Annotated in this window: 22 protein-coding genes and 2 pseudogenes; 12 read left to right on the top strand and 12 right to left on the bottom strand. The window is 61.0% G+C overall.

Annotation, left to right across the window (positions count from 1 at the left end):
- Positions 1 to 128 precede the first annotated feature (128 nt).
- Positions 129 to 830 (top strand): response regulator transcription factor CtrA, encoded by a 702-nt coding sequence (gene ctrA, locus ACZ9DP_RS19460; protein WP_003542362.1) that lies wholly within the window; start codon positions 129 to 131, stop codon positions 828 to 830.
- A gap of 127 nt (positions 831 to 957) precedes the next feature.
- Here ctrA and ACZ9DP_RS19455 read toward each other — a convergent pair whose 3' ends face one another.
- Positions 958 to 1,320: a response regulator gene (locus ACZ9DP_RS19455; protein ID WP_022716949.1), complete on the bottom strand. Its 363-nt coding sequence runs from the start codon at positions 1,318 to 1,320 to the stop codon at positions 958 to 960.
- A 119-nt stretch (positions 1,321 to 1,439) separates the two neighbouring features.
- Positions 1,440 to 2,090: a histidine phosphotransferase ChpT gene (chpT, locus tag ACZ9DP_RS19450; protein WP_420882119.1), complete on the bottom strand. Its 651-nt coding sequence runs from the start codon at positions 2,088 to 2,090 to the stop codon at positions 1,440 to 1,442.
- A gap of 185 nt (positions 2,091 to 2,275) precedes the next feature.
- Between chpT and ACZ9DP_RS19445 the strand changes: the two genes are divergently transcribed.
- Both ACZ9DP_RS19445 and ACZ9DP_RS19440 read left to right on the top strand, forming a co-directional pair.
- Entirely contained in the window at positions 2,276 to 2,872 is a 597-nt protein-coding gene (locus ACZ9DP_RS19445) for a DUF1134 domain-containing protein (protein ID WP_074069309.1), read from the top strand.
- A gap of 120 nt (positions 2,873 to 2,992) precedes the next feature.
- The gene (locus ACZ9DP_RS19440; protein ID WP_476203318.1) at positions 2,993 to 4,147 is read left to right on the top strand and encodes a hypothetical protein; all 1,155 of its coding nucleotides are present in this window, start codon (positions 2,993 to 2,995) and stop codon (positions 4,145 to 4,147) included.
- 1 nt (position 4,148) lies between these two features.
- Here ACZ9DP_RS19440 and ACZ9DP_RS19435 read toward each other — a convergent pair whose 3' ends face one another.
- Both ACZ9DP_RS19435 and ACZ9DP_RS19430 read right to left on the bottom strand, forming a co-directional pair.
- Positions 4,149 to 4,970 carry a TrmH family RNA methyltransferase gene (locus tag ACZ9DP_RS19435; protein WP_194727810.1) on the bottom strand — a complete coding sequence of 274 codons (822 nt, stop codon included), beginning with the start codon at positions 4,968 to 4,970 and terminating at the stop codon, positions 4,149 to 4,151.
- Between the two features lie 5 nt (positions 4,971 to 4,975).
- Complete coding sequence (locus tag ACZ9DP_RS19430) at positions 4,976 to 5,359, bottom strand: hypothetical protein (protein WP_194727811.1); 384 nt, start codon at positions 5,357 to 5,359, stop codon at positions 4,976 to 4,978.
- Between the two features lie 37 nt (positions 5,360 to 5,396).
- Here ACZ9DP_RS19430 and ACZ9DP_RS19425 point away from each other — a divergent pair, with 37 nt between their 5' ends.
- The 3 genes and pseudogenes from ACZ9DP_RS19425 (at position 5,397) to ACZ9DP_RS19415 (ending at position 8,240) form a co-directional block, all read left to right on the top strand.
- Entirely contained in the window at positions 5,397 to 6,422 is a 1,026-nt protein-coding gene (locus ACZ9DP_RS19425) for an RluA family pseudouridine synthase (protein ID WP_476203317.1), read from the top strand.
- Positions 6,423 to 6,594: 172 nt separating this feature from the next.
- The gene (gene rpoH / locus ACZ9DP_RS19420; protein ID WP_039845711.1) at positions 6,595 to 7,503 is read left to right on the top strand and encodes an RNA polymerase sigma factor RpoH; all 909 of its coding nucleotides are present in this window, start codon (positions 6,595 to 6,597) and stop codon (positions 7,501 to 7,503) included.
- 96 nt (positions 7,504 to 7,599) lie between these two features.
- A pseudogene (locus ACZ9DP_RS19415) lies at positions 7,600 to 8,240 on the top strand (glutathione S-transferase family protein).
- 47 nt (positions 8,241 to 8,287) lie between these two features.
- Here the strand turns inward: ACZ9DP_RS19415 and ACZ9DP_RS19410 are convergent.
- Together ACZ9DP_RS19410 and ACZ9DP_RS19405 are read right to left on the bottom strand one after the other, a co-directional pair.
- On the bottom strand, positions 8,288 to 10,687 hold the full coding sequence (locus tag ACZ9DP_RS19410) for a hypothetical protein (protein ID WP_476203316.1): 2,400 nt from the start codon (positions 10,685 to 10,687) through the stop codon (positions 8,288 to 8,290).
- Between the two features lie 62 nt (positions 10,688 to 10,749).
- Positions 10,750 to 12,048, bottom strand: a complete 1,299-nt coding sequence (locus tag ACZ9DP_RS19405) for an adenylosuccinate synthase (protein ID WP_194727814.1) — start codon at positions 12,046 to 12,048, stop codon at positions 10,750 to 10,752.
- 195 nt (positions 12,049 to 12,243) lie between these two features.
- On the opposite strand from ACZ9DP_RS19405, the gene ACZ9DP_RS19400 reads away from it, so the two are divergent.
- The gene (locus ACZ9DP_RS19400; protein WP_074069317.1) at positions 12,244 to 13,161 is read left to right on the top strand and encodes a DMT family transporter; all 918 of its coding nucleotides are present in this window, start codon (positions 12,244 to 12,246) and stop codon (positions 13,159 to 13,161) included.
- Between the two features lie 2 nt (positions 13,162 to 13,163).
- Here ACZ9DP_RS19400 and ACZ9DP_RS19395 read toward each other — a convergent pair whose 3' ends face one another.
- Positions 13,164 to 14,009: a GNAT family N-acetyltransferase gene (locus ACZ9DP_RS19395; protein WP_476203315.1), complete on the bottom strand. Its 846-nt coding sequence runs from the start codon at positions 14,007 to 14,009 to the stop codon at positions 13,164 to 13,166.
- A 416-nt stretch (positions 14,010 to 14,425) separates the two neighbouring features.
- Here ACZ9DP_RS19395 and ACZ9DP_RS19390 point away from each other — a divergent pair, with 416 nt between their 5' ends.
- Entirely contained in the window at positions 14,426 to 15,274 is an 849-nt protein-coding gene (locus ACZ9DP_RS19390) for a DUF6030 family protein (protein ID WP_476203314.1), read from the top strand.
- Here the strand turns inward: ACZ9DP_RS19390 and ACZ9DP_RS19385 are convergent, their stop codons facing one another.
- The 3 genes from ACZ9DP_RS19385 to ung all read right to left on the bottom strand — a co-directional run bounded on the left by ACZ9DP_RS19385 (position 15,275) and on the right by ung (position 17,668).
- A complete protein-coding gene (locus ACZ9DP_RS19385) occupies positions 15,275 to 15,883 on the bottom strand; it encodes an alpha/beta hydrolase (RefSeq protein WP_476203313.1) in 609 nt (202 codons plus the stop codon).
- Between the two features lie 11 nt (positions 15,884 to 15,894).
- Complete coding sequence (locus ACZ9DP_RS19380; protein ID WP_476203312.1) at positions 15,895 to 16,827, bottom strand: VOC family protein; 933 nt, start codon at positions 16,825 to 16,827, stop codon at positions 15,895 to 15,897.
- A gap of 139 nt (positions 16,828 to 16,966) precedes the next feature.
- On the bottom strand, positions 16,967 to 17,668 hold the full coding sequence (ung, locus tag ACZ9DP_RS19375) for a uracil-DNA glycosylase (protein ID WP_476203311.1): 702 nt from the start codon (positions 17,666 to 17,668) through the stop codon (positions 16,967 to 16,969).
- Between the two features lie 154 nt (positions 17,669 to 17,822).
- Here ung and ACZ9DP_RS19370 point away from each other — a divergent pair, with 154 nt between their 5' ends.
- From ACZ9DP_RS19370 to ACZ9DP_RS19355, 4 genes and pseudogenes are all read left to right on the top strand, one after another.
- Positions 17,823 to 19,250 (top strand): phosphomannomutase, encoded by a 1,428-nt coding sequence (locus ACZ9DP_RS19370; RefSeq protein WP_476203310.1) that lies wholly within the window; start codon positions 17,823 to 17,825, stop codon positions 19,248 to 19,250.
- A gap of 33 nt (positions 19,251 to 19,283) precedes the next feature.
- Entirely contained in the window at positions 19,284 to 20,711 is a 1,428-nt protein-coding gene (locus ACZ9DP_RS19365) for a mannose-1-phosphate guanylyltransferase/mannose-6-phosphate isomerase (RefSeq protein ID WP_476203309.1), read from the top strand.
- A 95-nt stretch (positions 20,712 to 20,806) separates the two neighbouring features.
- Complete coding sequence (locus tag ACZ9DP_RS19360) at positions 20,807 to 22,117, top strand: UDP-glucose dehydrogenase family protein (protein WP_476203308.1); 1,311 nt, start codon at positions 20,807 to 20,809, stop codon at positions 22,115 to 22,117.
- Positions 22,118 to 22,126: 9 nt separating this feature from the next.
- A pseudogene (locus ACZ9DP_RS19355) lies at positions 22,127 to 23,144 on the top strand (NAD-dependent epimerase/dehydratase family protein).
- Here the strand turns inward: ACZ9DP_RS19355 and ACZ9DP_RS19350 are convergent.
- Together ACZ9DP_RS19350 and ACZ9DP_RS19345 are read right to left on the bottom strand one after the other, a co-directional pair.
- A complete protein-coding gene (locus ACZ9DP_RS19350) occupies positions 23,092 to 24,939 on the bottom strand; it encodes a putative bifunctional diguanylate cyclase/phosphodiesterase (protein WP_476203307.1) in 1,848 nt (615 codons plus the stop codon). The pseudogene ACZ9DP_RS19355 and the gene ACZ9DP_RS19350 overlap by 53 nt on opposite strands.
- A 131-nt stretch (positions 24,940 to 25,070) precedes the next feature.
- The gene (locus ACZ9DP_RS19345; protein WP_476203306.1) at positions 25,071 to 26,855 is read right to left on the bottom strand and encodes an IlvD/Edd family dehydratase; all 1,785 of its coding nucleotides are present in this window, start codon (positions 26,853 to 26,855) and stop codon (positions 25,071 to 25,073) included.
- Positions 26,856 to 26,864: the final 9 nt, after the last annotated feature.

Here is a 26,864-nt window from a genome sequence, read left to right as displayed (position 1 = left end):
CGTTACCTCTTGCCAGAGTGAATCAGAATTTGTTAACCATTTCGTGGCAGCTTCCAAATCACGCAGTGAAGTATTCGGTATCGCGTAGGGGGCCAGACCACCTTTCGGCGGCGGTAAAGGGGATAATAATGCGGGTACTACTTATCGAAGACGACAGCGCGACAGCGCAGAGCATCGAACTGATGCTGAAATCCGAAAGCTTCAACGTCTACACCACCGATCTTGGTGAAGAAGGCGTCGATCTCGGCAAACTGTATGATTACGACATCATCCTTCTCGATCTGAACCTTCCAGACATGTCCGGATATGAAGTGCTGCGCACTCTCCGCCTGTCCAAGGTCAAGACACCAATCCTGATCCTCTCCGGTATGGCAGGGATTGAAGACAAGGTCCGCGGCCTTGGCTTCGGCGCCGACGACTACATGACCAAGCCGTTCCACAAGGACGAATTGGTCGCTCGCATCCACGCGATCGTCCGCCGTTCCAAGGGCCACGCCCAGTCGGTCATCATGACCGGCGAGTTGATCGTGAACCTCGACGCCAAGACCGTTGAAGTCGGCGGCCAGCGTGTTCACCTGACGGGCAAGGAATACCAGATGCTGGAGCTGCTTTCGCTCCGCAAGGGCACGACCCTGACCAAGGAAATGTTCCTCAACCACCTTTACGGCGGTATGGACGAGCCGGAACTGAAGATCATCGACGTCTTCATCTGCAAGCTGCGCAAGAAGCTCGCAAATGCTGCCGGCGGCGCAAACTACATCGAAACCGTCTGGGGCCGCGGCTACGTTCTGCGCGAGCCGGATGGCGCCGAATACGCCGAAACCGCCTGAGACACCGAATTTCCCCTTTCGATCATGAGAGATCCCGCTTTTCCGGCGGGATTTTTCGTTTCGATGCATGGCCTCGCAAAAAACAAAGCCGCCCGGAGGCGGCTCAGACCTTGAAGAATATAGGAAATCAGGCGGCGATGGCGCGGTTGCCGAAGACGGCCGTCAGGATCTTGCGGTCGAAGGGTTTCAGCAGGAAGTCGGTGGCCCCTGCCCGCTTGCCCATCATCAGCTTCTTGAGATCGGCCTCGATTACGCAGTAGTAGATCTTGACGTCCTTGCCGCCTTCCATCGCCCGGATGGCGGAGATCAGTTCGAGCGCTCCGTCCATGCCGGAATCGACGATCATATATTCCGGAAGCTCGGCCTGGCAGCGCGAAAGCGCTTCGCTTGCATTGGACGCCTCACTGACAAGGAAATCGAGTTCGGAAAGGATACGCTTTCCGACTTTGCGGACGACATCCGAACTATCAGTGATCATGAACCGCTGCATGCCTGCTCCTTCGCTCCACTTTTACCCCAGTGGCGCTTCCTCAGTCCCTGAGAATAGGTCCATTAGGCTAAGGAAGTGTTACCTGGGACGTGCCAGGCTGCAGCGATGCAACCATGACGCTAGACAAAAACCGACTCCGCGGTGAAGATAATTTCTTCGCCCGTCGCGCTGTGGCCGAGCTCCATGCCGCACTCTTCGGCGAGCAGGACCGTGTAGTAAGGCTGGATCGAATGCGCATCGATCGCCTCCTCGACTTGGCCCGATGTGATTTCCACGAACTTCGCCGGCAGGCGCATCAGCTTGCCCTTGGCGACGATCTTGAACTTGGCGTCGAACTCCGGATTCTCAAGCGTTACTTCCAGCGAGCCGCCGCGCGGGATCGAGGAATAGGCAACCAGGAAGAGATTGAGCAGCAGCTTGACACGGTTTTTCGCGACGATGGCGCGCGGCCCATTCCAGGTCACCTCGGTCTTCTTTTCGGCAGCTGCGAAATCCTTGGCTGCGCGCTCTGCCTCACCCGTATCGATCGAAGCGCCGACCGAACCGGAGGCGCCAAATGCCAGGCGTGCAAATTTCAGGCGAACCGAGGCATTGAGCGCACTCGTGCGGATGAGGTCCATGGCGTCCGAATCGGCGCCGCCTTCGTCCAGCAGCTCGAGACCGTTGTTGATCGCGCCGACGGGCGAGATGACGTCATGGCAAACACGGCTGCAAAGTAGCGCGGCCAGATCCGGGCCGGTCAATGTGAGATTGGGGTTCTTGGACATCATCGTCTCCTAAAGGCGGCAAATTTCATCCCGCCTATCATGCTTGATCAAAATTGCACGAAGTTTGCGCCGTACTCGTCGCCATAATGACACCATATTTGGTAAACCGATTATTAAGACGATCCGCGCAAAATGCATCCACTGCCGGAAACGGCTCATCGAACCGACCATGATGAACGGATGACACCATGCGCCTTCAATCCCCCGGAAGATTTATGGGCTTTTGCCGACTCTTCGTCGCGCTGACCATTGCAGCATTTGTGCTCTCCCCGCAGCAGGCGGCGGCACAGCAGGCCAACAGCAATCAATACACCATGCAGGAGATCGTCGACGCTGGCCATTCCTTTTTCGGATCGACCAGCGGCGGTCTGGCAAAGGTAGTTGAAGCGGCCTTTCAAAAATATGGTCTGCCAAACGGTTACGTTTTGGGACAGGAAGGGTCCGGCGCCTTCATCGCCGGCCTGACCTACGGAGAAGGCCAGCTCAACACCAAGAACGCCGGCGCCCATTCGCTCTACTGGCAGGGACCGTCCCTCGGCATCGACTACGGCGGCCAGGGCTCGCGCGTCATGATGCTGGTCTACGACCTGCCTTCGATCGACAGCATTTATGCCCGCTTCGGCGGTGTCAGCGGCCAGGCCTTCGTCATTGCCGGCTTTGGCATGACGCTGCTCAAAAACAATAATGTTCTGGTGGTTCCGATCCGCACCGGCGTCGGCGCCCGCCTCGGCGTCAACGTCGGCTATCTGAAAATCACGCCCGGCCCGACCTGGAACCCCTTCTAAGCCCACGATCGGCGGCGGGATTCTTGCCCGCCGTCACCTATCCGCCACTTGCTCTAGGCGCAGCGCGTGCTTTAATCATTGGCGCTGACGCAAATCAAACTTTAAAGCAATGGCCGCGCCGTGATCGAATATGCTCTTCTGTTCGGACTGGGTTTCCTGACGGCGGCGTTCCTCGTCTTCCTGATCTCTCCTGCAATCCATCGCCGCATCGTCTGGTATACGGAAAACCGCATGAAGGCGACAATGCCCCTCACCCCGCAGGAAGTACGGGCGCAGAAGGACATGGTACGGGCGCTCTACGCTGCGGAGAATGCCAGAACGGCACAGGACCTGATACGCGAGCGCGAAAAATCCCTGTCCCTGCAGCTTCGCCATGATTCCCTTGCGCTCGATGCCGGCCGCTTGTCGTCCGAACTCGGCGCATTGCAGGCGCAGATCGGCGATTTGAACGTCGATGCTGCCGAAATGCGCTCCCACCTGCGCATGGACGAAATCTATATCAGCCAGTTGAAGACGAGCCTGCACATTGCCGAACAGGCGACTTCTGCAAAGGAAAGCGAGATCGAGACGCTGCGCACGCGCCTCAACAAGCTCGCCGAGCAGGCAGACAACCTCAAAATCGACATGGCGGCGCGCGAAACCGAGATGGAAAGTCTAAAAGTCCGTGCCAACGCGCTGCGCGACGAACGCGACACCTTGCGCCAGGACGTCAATCTTCTGCAGAAGCGGGCAAAGGATGCCGAGCAGAAGCTGACGCAGCAGGAGCATTTGGTGATCCGCCTGGAGGACAAATCCGCGCGCGAGGCAGCTGCCGCTGCCGACAAGGAAACGCTGCTCGGCCGCCGCCAGCAGGAAATCGCCAAGCTCAAGGAGCAATTGAAGTCGCTCAATGCCGGCCTGCGCAAGGCAAACCGCGCGCTTCGCGATGCGGGTCTGGCAACGGTCGAAACCAAAGGGGAGGAACTGATGCAGGACGAATCTCCAGCTTCCGAACTTGATTCAGCAGCGGTTGCCGCCCGCCTTGCCGAAGAAGTTCGCGCGCGCAGTGCAGCCGTTTCCGATCGCATTTCCAAGGCGAAGGCGACGACGGGCAACGACAGCGCCATGCGCGAAGAGATCGCCTCGATCGCGGCTGGCATGGTGGCACTGACGGCGCTTAACGAAGGCCCCTCCTCGCCGATCCGCGACCTTCTGCCGGAGGATGCGGGTAACGAAGAGGGCGAACGCGTGAGCCTCGCCCAGCGCGCAGCAACAATCCTGTCGCAACCGGGCTGATTCAGAGACGAACGGCCGCCGATGCCATCGCGAACAAAGCGATGCCGGTCGCCGTCGCGACATTGAGACTGTCGAGGCGGGCAGATTGCGGAATGCGCGCACTCCTGAAACGCGCCAGGACAGCTTCCGGCAGCCCATCTCCCTCGGTACCGACCACCAGCGCCATGCGATCCGAAGGTGCTATCGCACGGATATCCGTCTTGCCGCGCGGCGATAGCGTCCAGATATCGAAACCGCGTTCTGCTAGTGCAACGAGGATATCGAGAGCACTGCTGCTCCGCTGATAGGGAACGCTCAGCACGGAACCTACCGAGACACGCATCGCCTTCCGATAAAGCGGATCGCAGGACGTCTCGTCGAGGAAGATGGCGTCCGCGTTGAAGGCGGCCGCATTGCGGAACATCGAACCGGCATTGTCGTGATTGGAAATGCCGCAGCCAACGAGCACCAGCGCGCGCTCCGGCAGGTTGTCGAGCAGGTTCTCGCTGCCCGGGATGCGTCGGCCGAGCGCCAGCACGCCGCGATGCAGATGGAAGCCGACGATGCCGTCGAGAACATCCGCCTCGGCGACATAGACTGGGACATCGTCCGGCACGCGCGCAAGAATGTCTGCGACGCCTTCGGCGCGGTTTCGCAGCAGCAGGATTTTCTCGGCCTCGAAGCCGCGTCTCGTAGCGTGGGCTTCGGCCAGCATGCGCAGCACGACGGTGCCTTCGGCAATGAAGCGGTTCTGCCTGCCCGTCAGGTCGCGTTCGCGGATCGCGCGGAATTCCGCAATGCGCGGATCGTCGGCGCTTTCGATCGTGATCGGCGCGGCAGCCATCGGCCTCAGTTGCCGGCGACGGTGATGTCGGCGACGAGCCGACCCGCCTCGATGTCGAAGACCAGCGCCTTGCGCTTGCCGTCGATTGATTGGCCGAAGAACAGGATCTGGCTGCCGGAGAGCGACGTGGACTGCACGGCGAACCCGAGCGGCAGGGAAACCGTGGATCTGACAGGCGAATCCGAAGGAACGCCGGAGCCCGAGACAGCTGCCGTTTCTGCCGGTTCGGCCTTCATCGTCTTGTAGACAACGGCGCCGAAGACCGCCATAAGGCTCACGAACATGATGGCGCCGGAGACGATCTGCAGGCGGACCATCTTGCGCCGGACATTTTCCATTGCCGGATCAAGGGGCTGTTCTTCCTGATCGTCCAGCTCGATTTTCGTCATCGTGGTGTCCTATGAAATACTTCGGAGAAGAAGCGTCTTGAGCGACCCCTTTAAACAAGCATCCGGCATTAGGAAAGTCCTGACTGCCGATGAGAATGCCGAAGGCCGCCTCGACGCCTGGCTGACGGCCCAGCTCGGCGAGGAATTTTCCCGCAGCCGCGTCAAGGTGCTGATCAAGGATGGCCAGTTGCTGGTGAACGGCGCCGTCGTCCTCGATCCGCAAAAGAAGGTGCGCTCCGGCGACAATTGCGAACTCCTGCTGCCCGAGCCGGAAGACCCGACGCCAAAGGGCGAAGACATCCCGCTCGACATCCTTTACGAGGACGACGACCTCATCGTCATCTCGAAACCGGCCGGCATGGTCGTCCATCCCGCTGCCGGAAACTGGACGGGAACACTCGTCAATGCGCTGATCCACCACTGCGGCGACAGCCTCTCGGGCATTGGCGGCGTCCGGCGGCCAGGCATCGTGCATCGGCTCGACAAGGATACGACCGGCGTCATGGTCGTCGCCAAGAACGATATTGCACATCGCCACCTGTCGCTTCAGTTTGCCGATCACGGCCGCACCATGCCGCTCAAGCGCGCCTACCAGGCGATCGTCTGGGGTCGGCCGCGCTCGCTCTCAGGCACGATCGATGCGCCGCTCGGCCGCTCGACCGGCGACCGCACGCGCCGCTCCGTCAAGCGTCCTGACAGCCAGGAAGCCGACGAGGCCATCACGCATTACGCAGTGCTGGAACGCTTCCACGAGAGCCCGGATGCAACAGCGCTTGCCGCCCTCGTCGAATGCCATCTGGAGACCGGCCGCACCCATCAGATTCGCGTCCATATGGCCCATATCGGCCATCCGCTGCTTGGCGATACGGTCTATGGCGCGCATTTCAGAACCAAGGCCAATCTACTGCCCGATGAAGCACGTAAAGTCGTCAACAGCTTTGGCCGTCAGGCGCTCCATGCCTATATGCTGCAGTTCGAGCATCCCCGCACGGGTGAACTCATGCACTTCGAAGTGCCCCTCCCCGTAGATATGGTGGAACTCGCAGAAGCGCTCCGCCGTTAGCAGTATAACGTCTTCGTGAAGGCTTTTGATGGGCTTGAACCGCTGTTCCGCCATACTTATCTGTATGTTGACTTAGTGCGGGCTTGGATTTGAGCCGCACGTCCCGGTTCGCCAGTTCCGACGCGGGGACGCGTTCCATCGGGAACCGGAATCTATATAGGAGGGTGCAATCATGGCCCGCAATACCTTGCCGTCCATTACCGCCGGCGAAGCCGGTCTCAATCGTTATCTCGACGAAATCCGCAAGTTTCCGATGCTGGAGCCGCAGCAGGAATATATGCTGGCAAAGCGTTATTCCGAGCACGGTGACCGCGAAGCTGCGCATAAACTCGTCACCAGCCACCTGCGTCTCGTCGCCAAGATCGCGATGGGCTACCGCGGCTACGGCCTGCCGATCGGCGAAGTCGTGTCCGAAGGCAATGTCGGCCTCATGCAAGCCGTCAAGAAATTTGATCCGGAACGCGGTTTCCGTCTCGCCACCTACGCGATGTGGTGGATCAAGGCCTCGATCCAGGAATACATCCTGCGCTCATGGTCGCTGGTGAAGATGGGCACGACCGCCAACCAGAAGCGCCTGTTCTTCAACCTGCGCCGCCTCAAGGGCCGGATCCAGGCAATCGACGAAGGCGACCTGAAGCCGGAGCATGTCGCGGAGATCGCCACGAAGCTGAACGTCTCCGAGGAGGAGGTCGTTTCGATGAACCGCCGCCTTTCCGGCGACGCTTCGCTGAACGCGCCGATCAAGGCCTCCGAAGGCGACAGCGGCCAGTGGCAGGATTGGCTCGTGGACGACCACGACAGCCAGGAAGACGTGCTGATCGAGCAGGACGAGCTCGAAACGCGCCGCCGCATGCTCTCGAAGGCGATGGGCGTGCTGAACGACCGCGAACGCCGCATCTTCGAAGCACGCCGCCTTGCCGACGATCCAGTCACGCTGGAAGATCTGTCGACCGAGTTCGACATCAGCCGCGAACGCGTGCGCCAGATCGAAGTGCGCGCCTTCGAAAAGGTGCAGGACGCGGTGCGCAAGGAAGCGCTGGAAAGGGCAAACGCCGTCCGCGTCGTCGAAGCCACGGCGTAACGGGTTCGCGCCTCGATATGAGATCGGAAAGCCGCTTGCTGCAGATTGCGGCAGGCGGCTTTCTTCATTTTAAGTTTGCAGGAGGCACCTTCCGGGATGAGGCAAAAGCCGAAACTGTTCGGCGCGGATTACAGCGTTTATGTGCGGGCCGTGCGGCTCACCTTGCATGAAAAGGGCGTTGACTACGATCTGGTGCCCGTCGATGTCTTTGCAGCGGCAGGACCGCCGTCATCCTATCTCGCCCGGCAGCCGTTCGGCCGAATTCCAGCCTTGGAGCATGACGGCTTCAATCTTTATGAGACCGGAGCGATAACCCGCTACATTGATGCGGCATTCAACGGTCCAAGCCTGCAACCGGCAACTCCAAGGAAGTGCGCCCGGATGAACCAGATCATCAGCATCGCGGATGGATACATCTACTCCAACCTCGTCTGGGGAATTCATGTGGAACTGGTGTCGAAGCCGCTGCGCGGAGAGCCAAGCGATGAGGCGCGCGTGGCCATCGCTCGATCCAAAGCGCCTGTTTGCCTGCAGGCTCTTGCGGATTTGATGGATGGCGAGCCTTGGCTCGCAGGAGAGACGTTGACATTGGCGGATCTGCACGTCGCACCAATGATGGATTATTTCCTGACGGTTCCTGAAGGGCGGAAGCTGCTTGAGCAGCACACGGTCTCGCCGCCTGGTGGCAACGCATCGCCGAGCGTCCAAGCATGCAATACACACAGCCAACAACATGAGCCGGCAGCGGGTTGTCCCGCTGCCACTTTTCCAGGCGACCAGCGCGTTACTGGCTCGTGCTCACGTCGCCGAGCGCCGTCCATTCTTTGACTGCGGTATTGAAGGCTGCTATGCCGGTCGGACCCTTCTGCATCGTGATCAGCGCGCGGCGGCCGTTGCGATAGGTGATCGGAATATCGATCCAGTCACGCGTCGAAAGCAGATCGAGGTTCGCCTTGCGGGCATCCGGATAATCGTTCAGCGCGATCATGTGGAAGTCATCTGTGATTTTGGCAGGAACCGCGATCAGCGGGTCGCCGCGATCTTGTTCCGTGCGCTTCATCGAAATGCGTTGGACGCTATCGATGCTGCCGCCTTCGAAATTCGGCGGAAGCGAGAAGACGATCTCGACAAGGTGGCTCGCCGGGAGCGACGGATCGGAGTTGCGCTTGAAGGTCACGAGAGCCGAAAGATTGCGCTCCGGCACCGTCACATTGGCCTGCACCGTCGATTCTTGCTTGCCGCCCTGGCCGGCTTCATGCTGGACGCTCCAGGCGACGCCCCCCTGGATCGCCGTTGGCGAGCTCTGGCCGATCCGCTCCTCATAGAGGAACATCTTCTCGCTCGCACCGGCCGGCACCTGCTGCGGGGCAGCGGTCGGGCCGTTCGGCGGCGGCGTCTCGGCCGCCGCCCCACCTGCCTGTACGGGCGGAGCCGGCGCGGTGGATGCGACATTCTGCTCGGCGACCGACTTGCCTTCGGCGGTGGGCGTACCGGGCATGGCAGCCGGGCCGCTGTCGACTTCCGTACCGTCTGCCATGAGGCGCTGGTTGAACTTGTTGTTGACCGAAGAACCGTCATCGAGCGCGGCAACCTGCCGGCCAGGTTCGGCAGGCTTGGCCGCTTCGGTGTTGTTTGTCGAAGGGTTTGCCGGCGTCTGGTTCTGCATAGCAGCGGGCTCGCTCTCGGCCGTTTTGGACGGAGCGGCGCTCACCAGATTGTCAACCATCGCGATCAGCTCGGCACGGTTCATCCACGCGGCATAGGCACCGCCGCCCAGCACTGCCAGCACGCCGATAACGGCAATGATCGTGCCGATACCGAAGCGGCGGCGCTTCGGTTCCATGCGGAAATTCTTGCTCTGCAGTTTGGCGGCAACGATCTGGTCGATATCGGCAGCTGGCGCCGAATCGTCGTCTTCCGCAACGACGCCGCGGCGACTGTAGCCCCGAAGGGCCTTGGCTTCCTGCCACTCTTCGCCCGGTACGTCGGCAGCAGGCGCCGCAGGCTTGCCGTGGATCTCGGCGAACAGGTCCGAATCGTCGAAGTGCGCTGCGACAGGGGCCTTCTTGTTGGTGCCTGCCTCGATCGGCGGCAGATCGTCAAAGGCGGCGGCTTCCCACGAAAAGCCCTCGTTCGCGGCCGGCATCTTCGCGGGCGGCGGCGGGTTTTGAAGACCAGCAATGGCTTCCTCGAAGGCGCGCGCGTGGTCGTTGGCCGACTCCGCTGGAGGAACGCTTTCTGAGAAGTTCCTGACCTCCTCCGTGGCCCATTCAACCTCTGCGTCCTTCGGTGGCTCGGCCGGGGTTTCGGCAGCCGGCTCGGCCCAGACGGGATCGAAATGCGCAACCGTTTCGGCCTGCAGCGGCTCCTCGCGGCTGTGCTCGACGAACTCCTCCGGCTTCTCGAAAGAGACGAACGGCTCAACGAGCCGGTTCGACGGATTGTATTCGCCGGCAGGACGAAGGGATTCCGGTTCGACAGCCGGTTCGGCCTCGACGGCAGGCGCCTCCTCGAGATACTCCTCCGGCGGGAGTGCGTATTCCTCGACCGGCACTTCATCGCGATGCGACGCAGCCCATTCCTCGGGAGGTGCTGCTTCCGCCTCAGCCGCAGCAGTAACTTCCTCGACCGGGCGGTCCCATCGTTCTTCTTCTTGTTCTTCCGGCACCGCCGCTACCGGCGCGGGCTCCTCGTAGGGCGCCGCCTCTTCCTGCGGTTCAGGCTGCGGCTCTTCGTGACGGTATTGCGCTGGTTCATCCGCATCGGCGAGATGCTCTTCTGCGACCGGTTCTGCGGCAACCGGTTCGTCAGCAACCGATTCTGTGGCAACCGGTTCGTCAGCGACCGGTTCTTCAGCAACCGGTTCTTCAGCCGGCTCCGGCGCGGCAGCATACTGTGCTGGCGGCTCGGAAATAGGCTCTTCATGGACAGGCGCTTCTGCTGCAGCAATGGCTGCCTCATCGTCCGGCAATGCCTCGGAGTGCTCGGCCTCCACCTCGCGGATAGCAGTATCGAGCTTATCGAGCTGGCGCTGCAGCATCGCTTCCGGCGGGCGCGGCTTCATGTTTTCGAGCTGCCGCTGCACCGCGCCGCGGGCACGCTCGTAAACCTTCGCCCGCATCTCGGGGGTGTTTTCAGCCAGGCCGTCAACCGCCCGCCGGATAACTGCAATAAAATCAGCCATTAGTTACTTTTCTCGAGAGGCCCGATTCGCGGCCGGGCCAGATGCCATAATGACCCGCGACATTAATCCTCAAACGGATCAGTCACAAGTATGGTGTCATCGCGCTCAGGGCTTGTGGACAAAAGCGCGACAGGCGCACCGATTAGCTCCTCGACCTGCCGGACATATTTGATCGCCTGCGCAGGCAGATCGGCCCAGCTGCGGGCGCCGACGGTCGACTCCTTCCAGCCTTCCAGCGTGATGTAGACCGGCTCCACGCGAGCCTGCGCCGCCTGGCTTGCCGGCAGATGGTCGATCTGCTCGCCGTCGAGCATGTAGCCGACACAGATTTTCAGCTCGTCGAGACCGTCAAGCACATCGAGCTTCGTCAGCGCAATGCCGGTGATGCCGTTGGTCGCGACCGACTGGCGTACAAGCGCCGCATCGAACCAGCCGCAACGGCGCTTGCGTCCCGTCACTGTTCCGAATTCATGGCCCTTCTCACCAAGGAACTGGCCGACCGAATCGTTGAGTTCCGTCGGGAACGGACCTTCGCCGACGCGCGTCGTGTAGGCCTTGGTGATGCCGAGGATATAGCCGAGCGAGCCAGGTCCCATGCCGGAGCCGGCAGCAGCCTGGCCGGCGACCGTATTCGACGAGGTCACGAAGGGATAGGTGCCGTGGTCGATATCGAGCAAGCTGCCCTGCGCGCCTTCGAAAAGAATGCGCGCGCCCTTGCGGCGCTCCTTGTCGAGGAGCAGCCAGACCGTTTCGCGGAAGGGAAGCACGCGATCGGCGATCGACGTCAGCTCCGTCATGATCGCCTCGTGGCTCACCTCGGCAACGCCCAGGCCGCGGCGAAGCGCGTTGTGGTGCGTGAGGATACGGTCGACCTTGCCCGGGAGCGCCTCCAGATCGGCGAGATCCATGACGCGGATCGCGCGACGGCCGACCTTGTCCTCATAGGCCGGGCCGATGCCGCGGCGCGTCGTGCCGATCTTCGTGCCGCTGTTGGAGGCGGCATCTTCGCGATAGGCATCGAGCTCGCGGTGCAGCGAGAGGATCAGCGTAGCGTTGTCGGCGATGCGCAGGTTGTCGGGAGAAATCTTGACTCCCTGTTTTTCGAGCTTCTCGATCTCGGCAATCAGCGCGTGCGGATCGACGACGACGCCGTTTCCGATCACCGCCATCTTGCCTGGGCGCACGACGCCGGAAGGCAACAGCGACAGCTTGTAGCTCGTGCCGTCGATGACGAGCGTATGGCCGGCATTGTGTCCGCCCTGATAGCGCACAACGATATCCGCACGTTCCGAAAGCCAATCGACAATCTTGCCCTTGCCTTCGTCACCCCATTGCGAACCGACCACGACTACGTTCGTCATCCAACTCTTCCTGTTACCGGCGGATTATCCGCGCTCTGCTCAAACCCGCGCATCTATAAAGCTTTGTTTTTTGGAAAGCGACCCTGTTATCAGGGCGAAATGGGCTTTTTACGTGACAAATCAGCCAGTCCCGGGCTATTGCCGGTCCGTCGGCAGCCATTCGAACTACTTTTCGGAAGACGGAAAGAATCAACCTTGCATATCACGGCCTATATTTGTCTCGCCATTGCGACGTTGTGCTGGGGTGGAAACACTGTCGCCGGAAAGCTGGCGCTCGGCCATGTGAGCCCCATGACGCTGACCTTCCTGCGCTGGACAATTGCGACCGCGCTCATCGCCGCGGTGTCGCTTCCGCAGATCAAGAAGGACTGGCCTGTCGTCCGCAAGAAGCTGCCACTGCTGCTTTTCTATGGCATGGTCGGCTATACGCTCTTCAACGCCATGCTTTACTCGGCCGTGAAATACACCACCGCCATCAATGTTGCGATCGAGCAGGCAGGCATCCCGATGCTGATCTTCCTGCTCAATCTGATTTTCTTCCGCACCGGCGTTTCGGCCGCGCAGGTCGCCGGCTTCGGCATGACGCTCGTCGGCGTGGCCTTGACCGCCTCCCATGGCGATATCGCGGCGCTGCTCAGGCTCGGTCTCAACCGCGGCGACGCCTTGATGCTGGTGGCGGTCGCCGCCTATTCGATCTACACGATCTTTCTGCGCTGGAAGCCGCCGGTCGACTGGCGCACGCTCATGGCCTTTCCCGCCCTTGCGGCGGCGCTGACGTCACTGCCACTGCTGCTTTGGGAAAATGCGGCCGGCAATGTCCAGATGCCGGACGGCAAGGGCTGGATCATCACGTTTTACACGGCGATCTTCGCCTCGCTGGTTGCGCAGGTCCTCTATATCAAAGGCGTGGAGTGGATCGGCGCCAACCGGGCCGGCCTCTTCATCAATCTCGTTCCGGTTTTCGGCACGCTTTTATCCGTGCTGCTGCTTGGCGAAGCATTGCAGCTCTTCCATATCGTCTCGCTGGTGCTGACGCTGGGCGGCATTGCGATCGCTGAGAAGGGACGTCCAAAGCTTTCGGCTTCGACCGCCCCCGCCTCGCCTATGGACTAAGATCAGCCGAGTTCCAGCGTCGTGACGCCGTAGACGTTCCTCAGCGGAGTGGCAGGCGCCGTGCCGCGATACATGCGCGCCGTCTCGAATACCGGTTCGAGCCCCATGCTTTCGGTAAGCGCGATCGCTTCCCTGTTTTCGGCGGGGACATCGATGAACACCGGCTCGCCGCCAGCCTCCGGCAGCAATTCGGCAAGCAGCGCGGCTGCGGTATCGGTATCGGCGGCAAAAAGCGGCCCGATCTTGTACCCTTCGTAACAGCGGCGGATCGTGGCGTAGCCGCGGATCTTGCCGCTCTTGCGCGCGATCGCCGTCTTGCGCCCGCGCCGCCGCTTGCACCATGCGGCAACGAATGCATTGCGTGGCTCGGTGAAAATCGCGGCATCGTAACGGAACAGCCCGTCCAGCTTGTCCGACACCGGATGCGCTAAGAGCGAGGATTGCGGAAACACCGCCGGAATGCCGCCATACCGGATCGTAGTATAGGCAGGTACGAAGCCTGCCTTGCGGTAATTCTCCTGCTGAGCGACGACGCCGTCGAGACCGATCGTGCGGTCGGCCGCAGACGCCATGCCGGCATTCCAGAGCGCCTTGCCGTAGCCTTTGCCACGGAAATCCGGATGGACGATGTAGAGGCCAAGAAACGCCAAGTGTTCGCCGTATTTCACCACCGAAATGGAACCGACCGGAACTTCACCAACCGCACCGATGAAAAAACCGGACGGGTCGGCTTCCTGGAAAGCGAGCGAATCGTCGAGTCCTGGATTCCACCCCTCCTGCCTTGCCCATTCGAGCACAAGCTCCAACTCACCCGGCCGCATCGCGCGAACCGCAAATTCCGAACTCATGCAACCTTCCCAAGCAAACCCTGCCTTAAGTTTGCAGGGCAGAATAAAGCGTTAAAGTCTGAACCGCGGCATCGCTACCGGGCGCGAAGAAACATGCTCATTGCTGAAACGACCTGCATCGATCGTCATAAGGCACGACACGAAAATCTTCGCATCACAATTATCATGAAGCAACGCCGTTGAAATCTCAAGAGAATTACTTCGCAGAAGCAGCAAAGCGTAAATGACAGCACCGCTTTGCTGGTACTGCAGATTGGTTCGCGTGGCCGCTTCCGGCCGTCCTAGCGCAAACCAGGTGAATTCTTTGCTAATATAGCCCGTCCGGCGCTCAATTTGGTTGCAAGTCAAACCTGAAGCATGCTGTCTACAATCATTGGGCAGACATGCCCGCGGCGCATCTGTAACGAGTGAAAGCCTTGGCCACGCAACCGTCCGGCCTGCATATGAAAACGCCGCCGCCGCGCCGCAAGCGCCGCGCAGCATTGTGGCTGATGCTCACGCTTTCGATCTCGCTCGTTGCCGGCACGGTCCTGCTATCCAACGACATGCGCCATCTGCGCACCCTGGCAGCTTTGTCGGGCTACGATCTCAACCTGCAGGTCCAGCAACCAGAACCACCGCCGCTTCAGCTGGTAGAGGTTGCAAAGCCTGCTCCGCAGCTGCCGGTCAAGATCCCGCCGAGGCTGATCGAGGTTCCGCAGCCCGAGCTCGCCGGAAATTTCCTGCGGACGTGGCGGAAGTCCGGACCGGACATGTGCGAAACGTTGCGCAAGGCCGGCATTGAGATGACCCAATGGCGTGCCTCCGCCATGGGCAGCAGCGCCTATGAATGCTCTTTTCAAGAGGTCTACAAGGAAGATGGGGAGCGCCCGCTGAGTTCTGTGTTTCTGATCATTCGCGGAGATCGCAAAGGCGCGATTTCCAACATACGCGCCAAGATCGTCGGGCCGGCGACGGATAGCGCGGGCCGGCTCGATCCGTCTTTCATGCGCGTTTTCGAAACGGTGCTCGCACAATCGCACTGGCTGGATTTTCACGATGCCTTGAGCGCGATCCGAGAACTGAAGGATGTCAGAAAGGAAGGTTTTGGCGCGAGTGTCGTCTTCTCCCGCGAATTCAGCAGCGAGAACAGTTTCAATTTTATCATGACGATCAAGGCGGCACCCGGTCCGCAGATGCGGACCAGGGCCTTTTTTTCTACCGGACGCTGGATGCCCGCGCCGGACAATGAGGTCTCGGAAGCGCTGCCGCCAATCTTCCGGTAGTTAGAAATAAGGCTCGAAGAAGCGCCGCACGGCGTCGATCTCGTTCGGACGGATGTCATGTCCGCCCGGGTGCCACTCGGTCTCGGTCGCAGCCCCCTGCCCGGTGAAATAGCCGGCGAGCGCTTGGGTCAGACCGACCGGAGAGATCGGATCACGTTCGCCCGCCGTAATCAGCACCTTGCGGCCCTGGAGTTCCCGATTCGCCTTCGGCCGAAACGGAATGAGAGGATGCATGAGCGCCGACGCATCGAACAGCCCGTTTTCGATCAAGACATTCGCCAGGATGTTCGCACCGTTTGAAAAGCCGAGGCCAAGGATGTGCGACGCGCCGTGATCGACCGTCATGTCTTTCACGAAAGACGCCAACTTCTGCGTGGCCCTGGCAAGATCGTCCATGTCGTAGACGCCCTCGCCGGTGCGCTTGAAAAAGCGTGCCGCGCCGTGCTCCGAAACATCCCCGCGGGGAGAGACGATCGTCGCATCGGGCAGAAGCCGCCGTCCGAAGTCGAAGAACTGGTTTTCATCCCCTCCGGTGCCGTGCAGCACAAAGAGGATGGGTTTTCCCGGTGCACCGGCATGGAGCCGGTGCACATAGCTGTGGTCGTTCATCGATCTGCCCCTTAAGCTTCGAGCGGTTGCAGGTGCTGCTCGATCAGTTGCCGCAGATGCGCGTGCTGCTGCGGCAGCTTCAGCGCTTCGCCGAGATGAGCCGTGTCTTCGTCCCGGTCGAAGCCGGGTTCGTTGGTGGCGACCTCGAAGAGAATGCCGCCAGGCGTGCGGAAATAGATCGCCCAGAAATAATCGCGGTCGATGACCGGCGTCACCTGGTAGCCTGTATCCATCAGTGCCTTGCGCACCTCGAGCTGCTTTTCGCGGTTGTCGACAGCAAAGGCGACATGGTGCACGGAACCGGCGCCCGGCAGAGCACGGGAGATATTCGGCATCGTTTCGAGATCGACCAGATGCGCACCGTTGCCGCCTGGCATCACCAGCCGCTTCACGCCGTCTTTCTCGTCTTGAACCTCATAGCCCATGAATCTCAAGAGTTCGGACGTCGCGCCTTCATCGCGAAGGCGCATGGCGACGGAGTGGAAGCCACGGATGGCGTGATCCTCGCCGATGCCGCCATGCGTCCAGGGCTGGCGGTCGTCGTCCCTGACTTCAACAAGCGCGAAACCGTCGCCATCAGGACCCGCAAAGTGCAGTCGCTTTTGGCCGAAGCTCTCGTCCGCCTTGAGACCACTGACGCCGAGCTTGGTGAGACGGTCGCTCCAAAAGCCGAGCGAGCCCTCGGGAACGGAGAAAACGGTCGTACCGACTTCGCCGGTGCCCGGACGGCCCTGCGCCATCTTGGGAAACGGGAAATAGGTCATGATCGAACCCGGCGAACCGGTCTCGTCGCCATAATAGAGATGATAGACGTCGGGCGCATCGAAGTTCACGGTCTTCTTGACGCGGCGCAGGCCGAGCGCGTTTGTGAAGAACTGGTTATTTGTACGGGCGTCCTCCGCCATCGATGTGACGTGGTGCAGACCCTTGATCTGGTTGAGCATGTCGAGACCCCTTTCTTGCCCGCAGCGGCGAGCCTTCATGGGTCATAGATGATTGCTTGGAGCGATTTGGAATAGTCCCGGAGACCAAAACGCATTGTCTCCTTTTATTGAACACCGGTCCGGAGATGTTCAGAAAACTCTAGGCATCCTGCGGATTGGCGGGCAACTCCCAGTCGACGGGCGCGCGGCCGTGAGCCTGCAGGAAAGCGTTTGCCTTCGAAAAATGCCTGCATCCGAAAAAGCCGTTATGCGCCGAAAGCGGCGACGGATGCGGCGCCTTGAGGACGAGATGACGGTCGGTATCGACAAAGGCCGCCTTCCGCTGCGCGTAGGAACCCCAGAGCATGAAGACGACGGACTCGCATTCCTCGTTGACCTTGCGGATCACCGCATCGGTGAAACGCTCCCAGCCCTTGCCCTGATGTGACGCGGCCTGCGCCTCCTCGACGGTCAGAACGCTGTTCAGCAACAGCACGCCCTGGCGGGCCCAATGCTCCAGAAAGCCATGCCGCGGCGGCTTGATGCCGAGATCGGTTTCCATCTCCTTGTAGATATTGACCAGCGACGGCGGAATGCGCACGCCTGGTCGAACGCTGAAGCAGAGCCCATGCGCCTGTCCGAGGCCGTGATAGGGATCCTGCCCCAGAATGATGACCTTCACCTTTGCAAGCGGAGTGAGATCAAGCGCGCGAAAATATTCCGACCCTTTAGGGAAGATACGCTTGCCGCTTTGCTTCTGCACCAGCAGGAAATCCTTGAGCTGCTGCATGTAGGGACTGGAAAATTCGGGCGCGAGTGCCGCCTTCCAGCTCTCTTCGAGCGCGATGGTCTGTTCGCTCATCGATAGTCCTCGTTCCACCGAAGGGGGGATAGATTTGCCCTGAAAAGGGAGGCGCGCAATATTTTAGTCACCTATCGCGGCCAAAATTTACGAAGTATCGTTAGACTGGTGATAATCGCGCAGGAAAGCAAGCGTCAGCAAAGGCTTAACACGCATGAAATTTGGAACAAGCGGCCTGCGCGGCCTTTCCGCCGATCTGGAAGGCAGGGCGTCGATGGTCTACGCGACAGCGTTCGGGCAATATCTTCTCGAGAGCGGGCGCGCGCAAAAAGGCGACCTCGTCATGCTCGGCCGCGATTTTCGCGATTCCAGCCCTGCAATCGCTGCGACATGCGCTTTCGCGCTGACCGCGCTTGGCTTCAGGGTCGCCGATTGCGGCACCGTCCCGACACCAGCGCTGGCATTTCATGGATCCCGAAACAAGGCCGCGAGCCTGATGATCACCGGCTCGCACATCCCGGCGGACCGCAACGGCATCAAATTCTACCGACCCGATGGCGAGATCGACAAGGCGGACGAAGCCGCGATTTCCGATCTTGCAGTCAAGCTCGACCGCTCCCTGCCTGAAGCGGCAATGGCGGAAAAAGCGAAGGTCGAGGACCGGTCCGGCGACTGCGCTAGAGCCTTCATGGCCCGCAATGCCGGCATTCTCGCCAAAAATGCCCTTTCCGGCCAAAGGATCGGCGTCTATCAGCATAGCACCGTTGCCCGCGACATGATGGTGCAGCTGTTGTCGCACTACGGCGCCGAAGCCATCGCGCTTGGACGATCGGAGACCTTCATCCCGGTCGATACCGAAGCCGTTTCGGCGCAGACCGTTGCGCTCCTCAAGGATTGGGCGCAGTCGCTGACCCTTGATGCGCTCGTTTCGGCCGATGGCGACGGCGACCGGCCACTGGTGACGGATGAGAACGGCACGCCCCTGCGCGGCGACTTGCTGGGGCTGATCACTGCGAATTTTCTTGATGCCGGGACCGTGGTCACGCCTGTCACCTCCAACTCCGGCATCGAAGCCGCCGGCGCCTTTGCCGTCGCCCGCACGCGCGTCGGCTCACCCTTCGTCATCGCCGGCATGCAGGAGGCGATCTTCGCAGGCAAGGACCGCGTGATGGGCTTCGAGGCCAATGGCGGCCTGCTGACCGGTTCGGATTTCAGCGTCAATGGCAGGACGCTGGAGGCACTGCCGACACGCGACTGCTTCCTGCCGATCCTGGCAGTCCTTGCGCTGGCAGCGGCGCAAAAGAAGCCGCTGTCGGCCATTGCCGCTTCCTACAATCTCCCGATCGCGGCGGCCGATCGGCTGGAGAACTTCCCCGTCGAGACCAGCGCAAAATTGATGGCTTACCTGCGCGCCTTACCGGAAAACCTGGCGGATTTCCTGAAGCCCCTTGGAAGCCCGTCCACGGCGAGCGACATCGACGGCTTGCGCGTCACGCTGGCCGACAGGCGCATCATCCACTTTCGCCCCTCGGGCAACGCACCGGAGATGCGCTGCTACGTCGAAGCGCAAACCGAACATGCCGCAAGCCAGTTGCTTGAAGCCGGACTGAGCCGGATCAGGCAGTGGGCCGCACAGAACTGATTGAAGACAGAAGATTTTGAGGAAACGCACCCGATGACGCAAAAGATCGTTCCCGTGATCATGGCAGGAGGCAAGGGCACACGCCTGTGGCCGCTGTCGCGCGCTGCAGCCCCCAAGCAGTTCATTCAGTTCATCGGCGACAAGACGCTGTTTCAGGAAACGCTCGCCCGCGTCTCCGATCCGGCGCTTTACGAAGCACCGGTCGTGCTGACCAATGAGGAATTCCGCTTCCTCGTGGCCGAACAGGCCCGCGAACTCGATCACCCGCTGAAGGCGATCCTGCTGGAGCCGGTTGCCCGCAACACCGCACCCGCCGTTGCCGCCGCTGCCACCCTCGTCGCCGACCTTTTCGGCAAGGACGTGATCATGCACGTCCTCGGCTCGGACTATGAGATCGTCGCCGATCAAAGCTATTTCGACAGCGTCCGCGCCGCGCGCGAAACGGCCGCCAGCGGCAAGCTCGTGACCTTCGGCATCAAGCCGACCGAGCCGGCAACCGGCTACGGCTATATCGAAGGCGGCGAGAACCTTTCGGCAGGCGCACAGACCGTCAAGCGCTTCATCGAAAAGCCGCCCCTGGACAAGGCAAAGGAGATGGTGGCTGCCGGCGGCTTCTACTGGAATTCCGGCATGTTCATGTTCCAGGTGGGCGCGCTGCTGGCGGAAATGCGCAACTATGCGCCGGATGTCGTCGCCGCTGCCGGTGAGGCTGTTGCGAAGGCGACGCGCGATCTCGACTTCACCCGTCTCGACGCCCAATCCTTTGCGAAGGCCCCCAGCATCTCGATCGACTATGCGATCATGGAAAAGACGGCCAATGCCGCTGTCGTGCCCTCGCCCTTCAAATGGTCGGATCTCGGCAGCTGGGATTCCGTCTGGAAAACCGGGACGCGCGACCCGAACGGCAATGTCGCGACCGCCAATACGACGCTTGTCAACAGCCGCAACTCGCTGGTGATGAGCCACGGCGTGCATCTTGCCGTCCAGGGGATGGAAGATGTCGCGGTGATCGCCAGTGAGGATGCCGTCTATGTCGGCAAGCTGCAGGACAGCCAGAGCGTCGGCGATCTCGTCAAGACGCTCGCCGCCCTGCCCGCAACGTCGAAACTGACGCAGACCCATCCGACCTCGTACCGGCCGTGGGGCGGCTATACCTCGATCTTCAACGGCGACCGTTTCCAGGTGAAGCGCATCTTCGTCACACCCGGCAAGAAGCTCTCGCTGCAGAAGCATCACCACCGCTCGGAACATTGGATCGTCGTCAAGGGCACGGCCGAGGTGACGATCGGCGAGAATGTGCAGATGCTGCGGGAAAACGAGTCTGTCTATATCCCGCTCGGCGAGGTGCACCGCCTCGCAAACCCGGGCAAGATCTTGCTCGAACTGATCGAAGTGCAGACCGGCTCCTACCTCGGCGAGGACGATATCATCCGCATCGTCGACGAGTTTGGGCGCAGCTGAGAAGTGGGGCTGTCTTGAATTTATAACGGTGCGCCTGTAACACGATCGCGTTTTGCCGCCGGCAGGCCGCGATCGTTTTTGATGAAGGTTATTCCATGCGCATTGTTATGATTGGTTCGGGCTATGTCGGTCTCGTCTCCGGCGCCTGCCTTGCAGATTTCGGCCACCACATCACCTGCGTCGATAAATCCGAAGCGAAGATCGACGCCCTTGAACGCGGCGAAGTGCCGATCTTCGAGCCGGGCCTCGATGCCATCATCGAGCACAACCGCAGCGCCGGCCGCCTGGATTTCTCCAAGGATCTGGCTGCACCGGTTGCCGACGCCGATGTCGTCTTCATCGCGGTCGGCACGCCGTCGCGCCGCGGCGACGGCCATGCCGACCTGAGTTACGTCTATGCCGCCGCCCGCGAGATTGCCGCAGCCGTCAGCGGCTTCACCGTCGTCGTCACGAAGTCCACCGTTCCCGTCGGCACCGGCGACGAGATCGAGCGCATCTTCCGCGAAGAGTTCCCTGGCAAGGACATCGCCGTCGTCTCGAACCCGGAATTCCTGCGCGAAGGTGCTGCCATCACCGACTTCAAGCGCCCCGACCGCATCGTCATCGGCACCGAAGACGCGCGCGCCACGGAAGTCATGCGCGAAGTCTACCGGCCGCTCTACCTCAACGAGGCACCGCTTTATTTCTGCGAGCGCCGCACGTCGGAGCTGATCAAGTACGCCGCAAACGCCTTCCTCGCCATGAAGATTACCTTCATCAACGAGATCGCCGACCTTTGCGAACAGATCGGTGCGGATGTGCAAAAGGTTGCCAAGGGCATCGGCATGGACAAGCGCATCGGCGACAAGTTCCTGCATGCCGGCCCCGGCTATGGCGGCTCGTGCTTTCCGAAGGACACGCTGGCGCTCGTCAAGACCGCGCAGGACTATGACAGCCCGATGCGCCTCATCGAAACGACGGTTGCAATCAACGACAACCGCAAGCGCGCCATGGGTCGTAAGGTGATCGCCGCCTGCGACGGCAGCGTGCGCGGCAAGAAGATCGCCGTCCTCGGCCTGACCTTCAAGCCGAACACCGACGACATGCGCGATGCGCCGTCGATCACCATCATCCAGGCCTTGCTCGACGGCGGCGCCACGGTTCACGTCTATGACCCGGAAGGCATGCAAGCGGCCAAGGAAATGCTCGGGCCGGTGACCTATGGCAATGACCCTTACGAGATTGCCGAGAGCGCCGATGCCATCGTGCTCGTTACCGAATGGGATGAATTCCGCGCGCTCGACTTCAAGCGCCTGAAGACCACGATGAAGAAACCTGTCGTCGTGGACCTGCGCAATATCTATCCCGTCGCCGAAATCACGCGCCACGGCTTCAGCCACTTTGCCGTCGGCAAGAAGACCGAGTAGAGTTAGAAAATGCATTACTTCATAACAGGCACCGCAGGCTTCATCGGCTTTCATCTCGCGCGGCGCTTGTTGCAGGATGGGCATCGGGTTACCGGTTTCGACGGCCTGACGCCCTATTACAGCGTCAAGCTCAAGCATATGCGGCATGCGGCTCTGGCGCAGTTCCCGGCCTTCAAGCCGGTGGTCGCCATGCTTGAGGATCAAAAGGCGCTCGAAGATGCGGTCGGCCAGGCAAAGCCGGACATCCTGATCCACCTCGCGGCCCAGGCCGGCGTCCGCTACAGTCTTGAAAACCCGCGCGCCTATCTGAGCTCGAACGTCGAAGGCTCCTGGAACATTCTGGAAACTGCCGAGCGCCACAATGTGCAGCATCTGATGCTGGCCTCGACCTCTTCGATCTATGGCGCGAACCCCCGCGTTCCCTTCCATGAGACCGACAGGGCCGACGAGCCCCTGACGGTCTATGCCGCGACCAAGAAGTCGATGGAGCTGATGGCGCACAGCCATGCGCATCTCTACAAGCTGCCAACCACCGCCTTCCGCTTCTTCACCGTCTATGGTCCCTGGGGCCGCCCGGACATGGCGCTCTTCAAGTTCGTAAAGAGCATGCTGGAAAACCCAGCCGATCGAAATCTACGGCGAAGGCAAGATGAGCCGCGATTTCACCTATATCGACGATCTCGTCGAGTCGATCGTGCGGCTTTCCGCGATTATGCCTTCGGAAGAAAACCGCATCGCCGACGACAAGGTCGAGACGCTGTCCCGCCAAGCGCCGTTTCGTGTCGTCAATATCGGCGGCGGTCAGCCGGTCAGCCTGATGGACTTCGTGGAGACCGTGGAAAAGGCGCTCGGCCAGCCGGCGCAGCGCAAAATGCTGCCGATGCAGAAGGGCGACGTGCCGCGCACCTTCGCCAGCCCGGACCTGCTTGTCGCCCTGACGGGTTACAAGCCCGATACGAAGCTTGAAACCGGCGTCAGGGCCTTTGTCGAATGGTATCTGGAAGCCCGCCGGGAGCTCGAGCCGTAACCGCCAGCATCCGGCTGCCCGCGCCCGATTTGGCCGGGGTCCGGCCGGCCGGCGAAATGAGCTTGCCGATCTCCGCAGCCGGCATCGGATAGCCGAGCGCGTACCCCTGCAGCATGTCGCAGCCGAGCTGCGTCAACGCTTCGGCATGGCCCTCCGTTTCAACGCCTTCAGCAATCACGCCCACATTGAGCGCCTTGGCGATGTCGATGATCGAGCTGACGACACAGCGCTGCTCCTCGGATTCGACTATGTCAGTCACCAGTTGCCGGTCGAGTTTCAGGCATTTTGGGCGCAGCCTTGCCAACCCGATCAACGAGGCGTGCCCCGAACCAAAATCATCGATCTCGATATCGATGCCCATCTGTTTGATCTGATCGATGTTGCTCAGCAGCTTGTCATCGGGATCGTCGAGAAAGATCGTCTCCACCAGTTCGAAAGAGAATACGCCCGGAGGAACCTCCAGCGCCTGAAGGCTGTCGAGCAGCGCCGGATCGAACAGCCGCGCGCTCGAAATATTGACCGCTATGCGCGGAACGGCGGTACCCCGATCCTGCCAATGCCGGCGATCCTCCAGCGCCATTTTCAGAATTGCCGCGTCGATATCCGCCGACAGCCCATTCTCATCCGCGGCCTTCAAGAAGACGGCCGGCGACAGCACACCCCTTTCTGGATGAATCCAGCGGGCAAGCGCTTCGAGGCCGGAAATCGACCGCGTCTTGGCGTCGAACTGAACTTGGTAATAAGGAACAATCTCTCCGCGCTCCAGCCCGCGCTTCAGCTCTTCGGCGAGACGCCGTTTGCTGAGCAGGTCCTCCCGCAATTGCCGGGTAAAGAATTCGATGCGGTTTACCCCAAGTTTCTTCGCCTGATAGAGCGCAAGATCGGACTCGGTGAACAGATTGCGCGTCCGCCGGCCGGCACTCCATGATATCCCGATCGAGGTACCGGACTGCAGCAATTCCTGGCCGAACCGGATCTTCTTTCGCAGCCGCTGCTGGACATCCGCGGCAATGCGCGTGAGCTCTTCGACACCTGCGAAATCCCACAGCAGAATGACGAATTCATCGCCGCCAACGCGCGCGACGAGGCTGTTTCCCGGAACGGCGGCCGTCATCCGCAGCGCGGCCGCACGCAGAACGGCGTCGCCTGCGGCGTGGCCATAGCTATCGTTGATCTGCTTGAACTGGTCGAGACCAAGGTGAAGGATCGCAAGCGTCGAGATCGACTTGTCGGCATGCAGTTCGACAAACCGCCTGTCGAACAGGCGGCGGTTGGGCAGCCCGGTCAGATAGTCATGTTCGGCAGCATACTCGATCCGTGCGTTGCTTTCCTCGAGCGCCCGTGCCCGCGCTTCGGCGACCTGCCGCTGACGCTTCAGCTCCGCGTTCAGCATGACATCGGCCGTGACGTCCCACTCGGCGCCGATGAATGAGGGAGCACCCTCCTCGCTGACGTAGAAATGCGCCCGCGAGCGCAAATGCCGGATTTCGCCGTTCGGCAGGATGATACGGAATTCGGAATTATAAGCGCCACGCCGGGCGATCGCCTCGTCGAATTCCTGCACTGCGCGTTGCCGGTCTTCCTGATGAACCGCGTCAAACCAGAACGATGTGGGAAGGACGCGCATGGTCTCGCCCGTTTGATAGAGCCGGTGCATTTGCGCATCCCAGAGGATCTGGTTGGTGCGCACATCGTGCTCCCAAACGCCGATCTGCGACGCATCGAGCGCAAGCTCGAGGCGCCTTAACAGATCCTGGAATTCCTTTTCCGACCGGGTCGGTGTCCTTTTCGGCAATTCGGTGTCTCAGACTTAAGCAGATGCGAGAAATCATAATACTGTCTCAAGCCCACATTAACGAAGCCTTTTATGGATTGCCGAGCTGGCTATTGGGAGTAACTTTCCTTACTCCCGTAGGAAATAATCGTCTAATGATTGTGGCGCGGCGGAACCCTTGCAATCTGCCGGAAGTCTGCCGCCCCTTCAAGCACAGCCCCTTCCGAAAGCTGACTGACCGACCGACGGTAGATCTGCTGCCACGGCGTCGCATCCGCCGGCACCGGCGGAATACCCTCGCCCTTGCGCCGTTCGATCTCTGCGCCGTCGACTAGCATGTCGCAGCGGCCCAGATTGAAATCGATGCGGATGATGTCACCGGTGCGAAGCCAGGCGAGACCGCCGCCGGCGGCACTTTCCGGCGAGGCATTGAGGATCGAAGGACTGTCCGCCGTACCGGATTGGCGGCCATCGCCGATCGTCGGCAGGCTGCTGATGCCGCGTTTCAAGAGGTGGTCCGGCGGCTGCATATTGACGACTTCGGCTGAACCCGGCCAACCGATCGGCCCTGCCCCGCGGATGACGAGGATGGTATTCTCGTCGATATCCAGCGACGGATCATTGATACGCTTGTGATAGTCCTCGGAACCGTCGAAGACGGCCGCCTTGCCCTCGAATATGCCTTCACGACCAGGCTCCTGCAGGTAGCGTTTGCGGAAATCGTCGGAGACCACGCTCATCTTCATGATCGCGAAATCGAAGAGATTGCCCTTGAGTACGAGGAAGCCAGCCCGCTCCTTGAGAGGTTCCGCAAACGGCCGGATGACCTCACGGTCGCTTGCCTGCCGGCCTTCCAGGTTTTCGGCCAAGGTCTTGCCGGTGACTGTCCGACAGTTGCCGTCGAGCTTACCGGCCTGCAGCAGTTCCCACATGACCGCAGGCGTGCCGCCTGCCCGGTGATAGCGCTCGCCGAGATAGGCGCCTGCCGGCTGGACGTTGGCAAGCAGCGGGATATCGAAGCCATGGACCTGCCAGTCGTCGGGATGAAGCTCGACGCCGGCATGTTTCGCCATGGCCGCCAGATGTGGCTGCGCATTGGTCGAACCGCCGATCGCCGAATTGGTGCGGATGGCGTTGAGGAAAGCCTCTCGCGTCAGGATATCCGACGGCTTCAGGTCTTCGAACACGATCTCGACGGCACGGCGCCCGGTGCGATAGGCCATCTGGCCGCGCTCGCGGTAAGCCGCCGGAATGGCGCCACAACCCGTCAGCGACAGGCCGAGTGCTTCGGCAAGCGCGTTCATCGTCGAAGCGGTGCCCATCGTATTGCAGTGGCCGACGGATGGTGCGGAATCAAGCGCGGCCTGAAGGAACTCTTCGCGGTCGATTTCGCCGGCACCGTATTTGCGCCGCATGCGCCAGATCACCGTTCCCGATCCCGCCAGTTCGCCCTCGTGCCACCCATCAAGCATCGGCCCGCCTGAAAGTACAATGGCGGGAATATCGACGGTGGAGGCCGCCATGATCGCCGAAGGCGTGGTTTTGTCGCAGCCGGTGGTCAGCACGACGCCATCGAGCGGATAGCCGTAGAGAATTTCGACGAGCCCGAGATAGGCGAGATTGCGGTCGAGTGCGGCCGTCGGACGCTTGCAGTTTTCGAAGATCGGATGCGTCGGGAATTCGATCGGGATGCCGCCGGCATCGCGGATACCGTCGCGCACCCGCTTGGCAAGTTCGACATGCACCCTGTTGCAGGGCGTGAGATCGCTGCCGCTCTGGGCAATCCCGATGATTGGTTTGCCACAGCGCAACTCTTCCGGTGTGATGCCGTAGTTCATGAAGCGCTCCAGATAGAGCGCCGTCATGTCGATATGGTCAGGATTATCGAACCAGTCCTGCGAACGCAGGCGGCGCGTCGGCGGCTTGTAGTCGTTCATTCTTTCCTC

The organism is Rhizobium sp. USDA 4016 (assembly GCF_056279705.1).
Note: the sequence above shows the minus strand (reverse complement) of the source record. Positions and strands in the feature narration are given on the sequence as shown.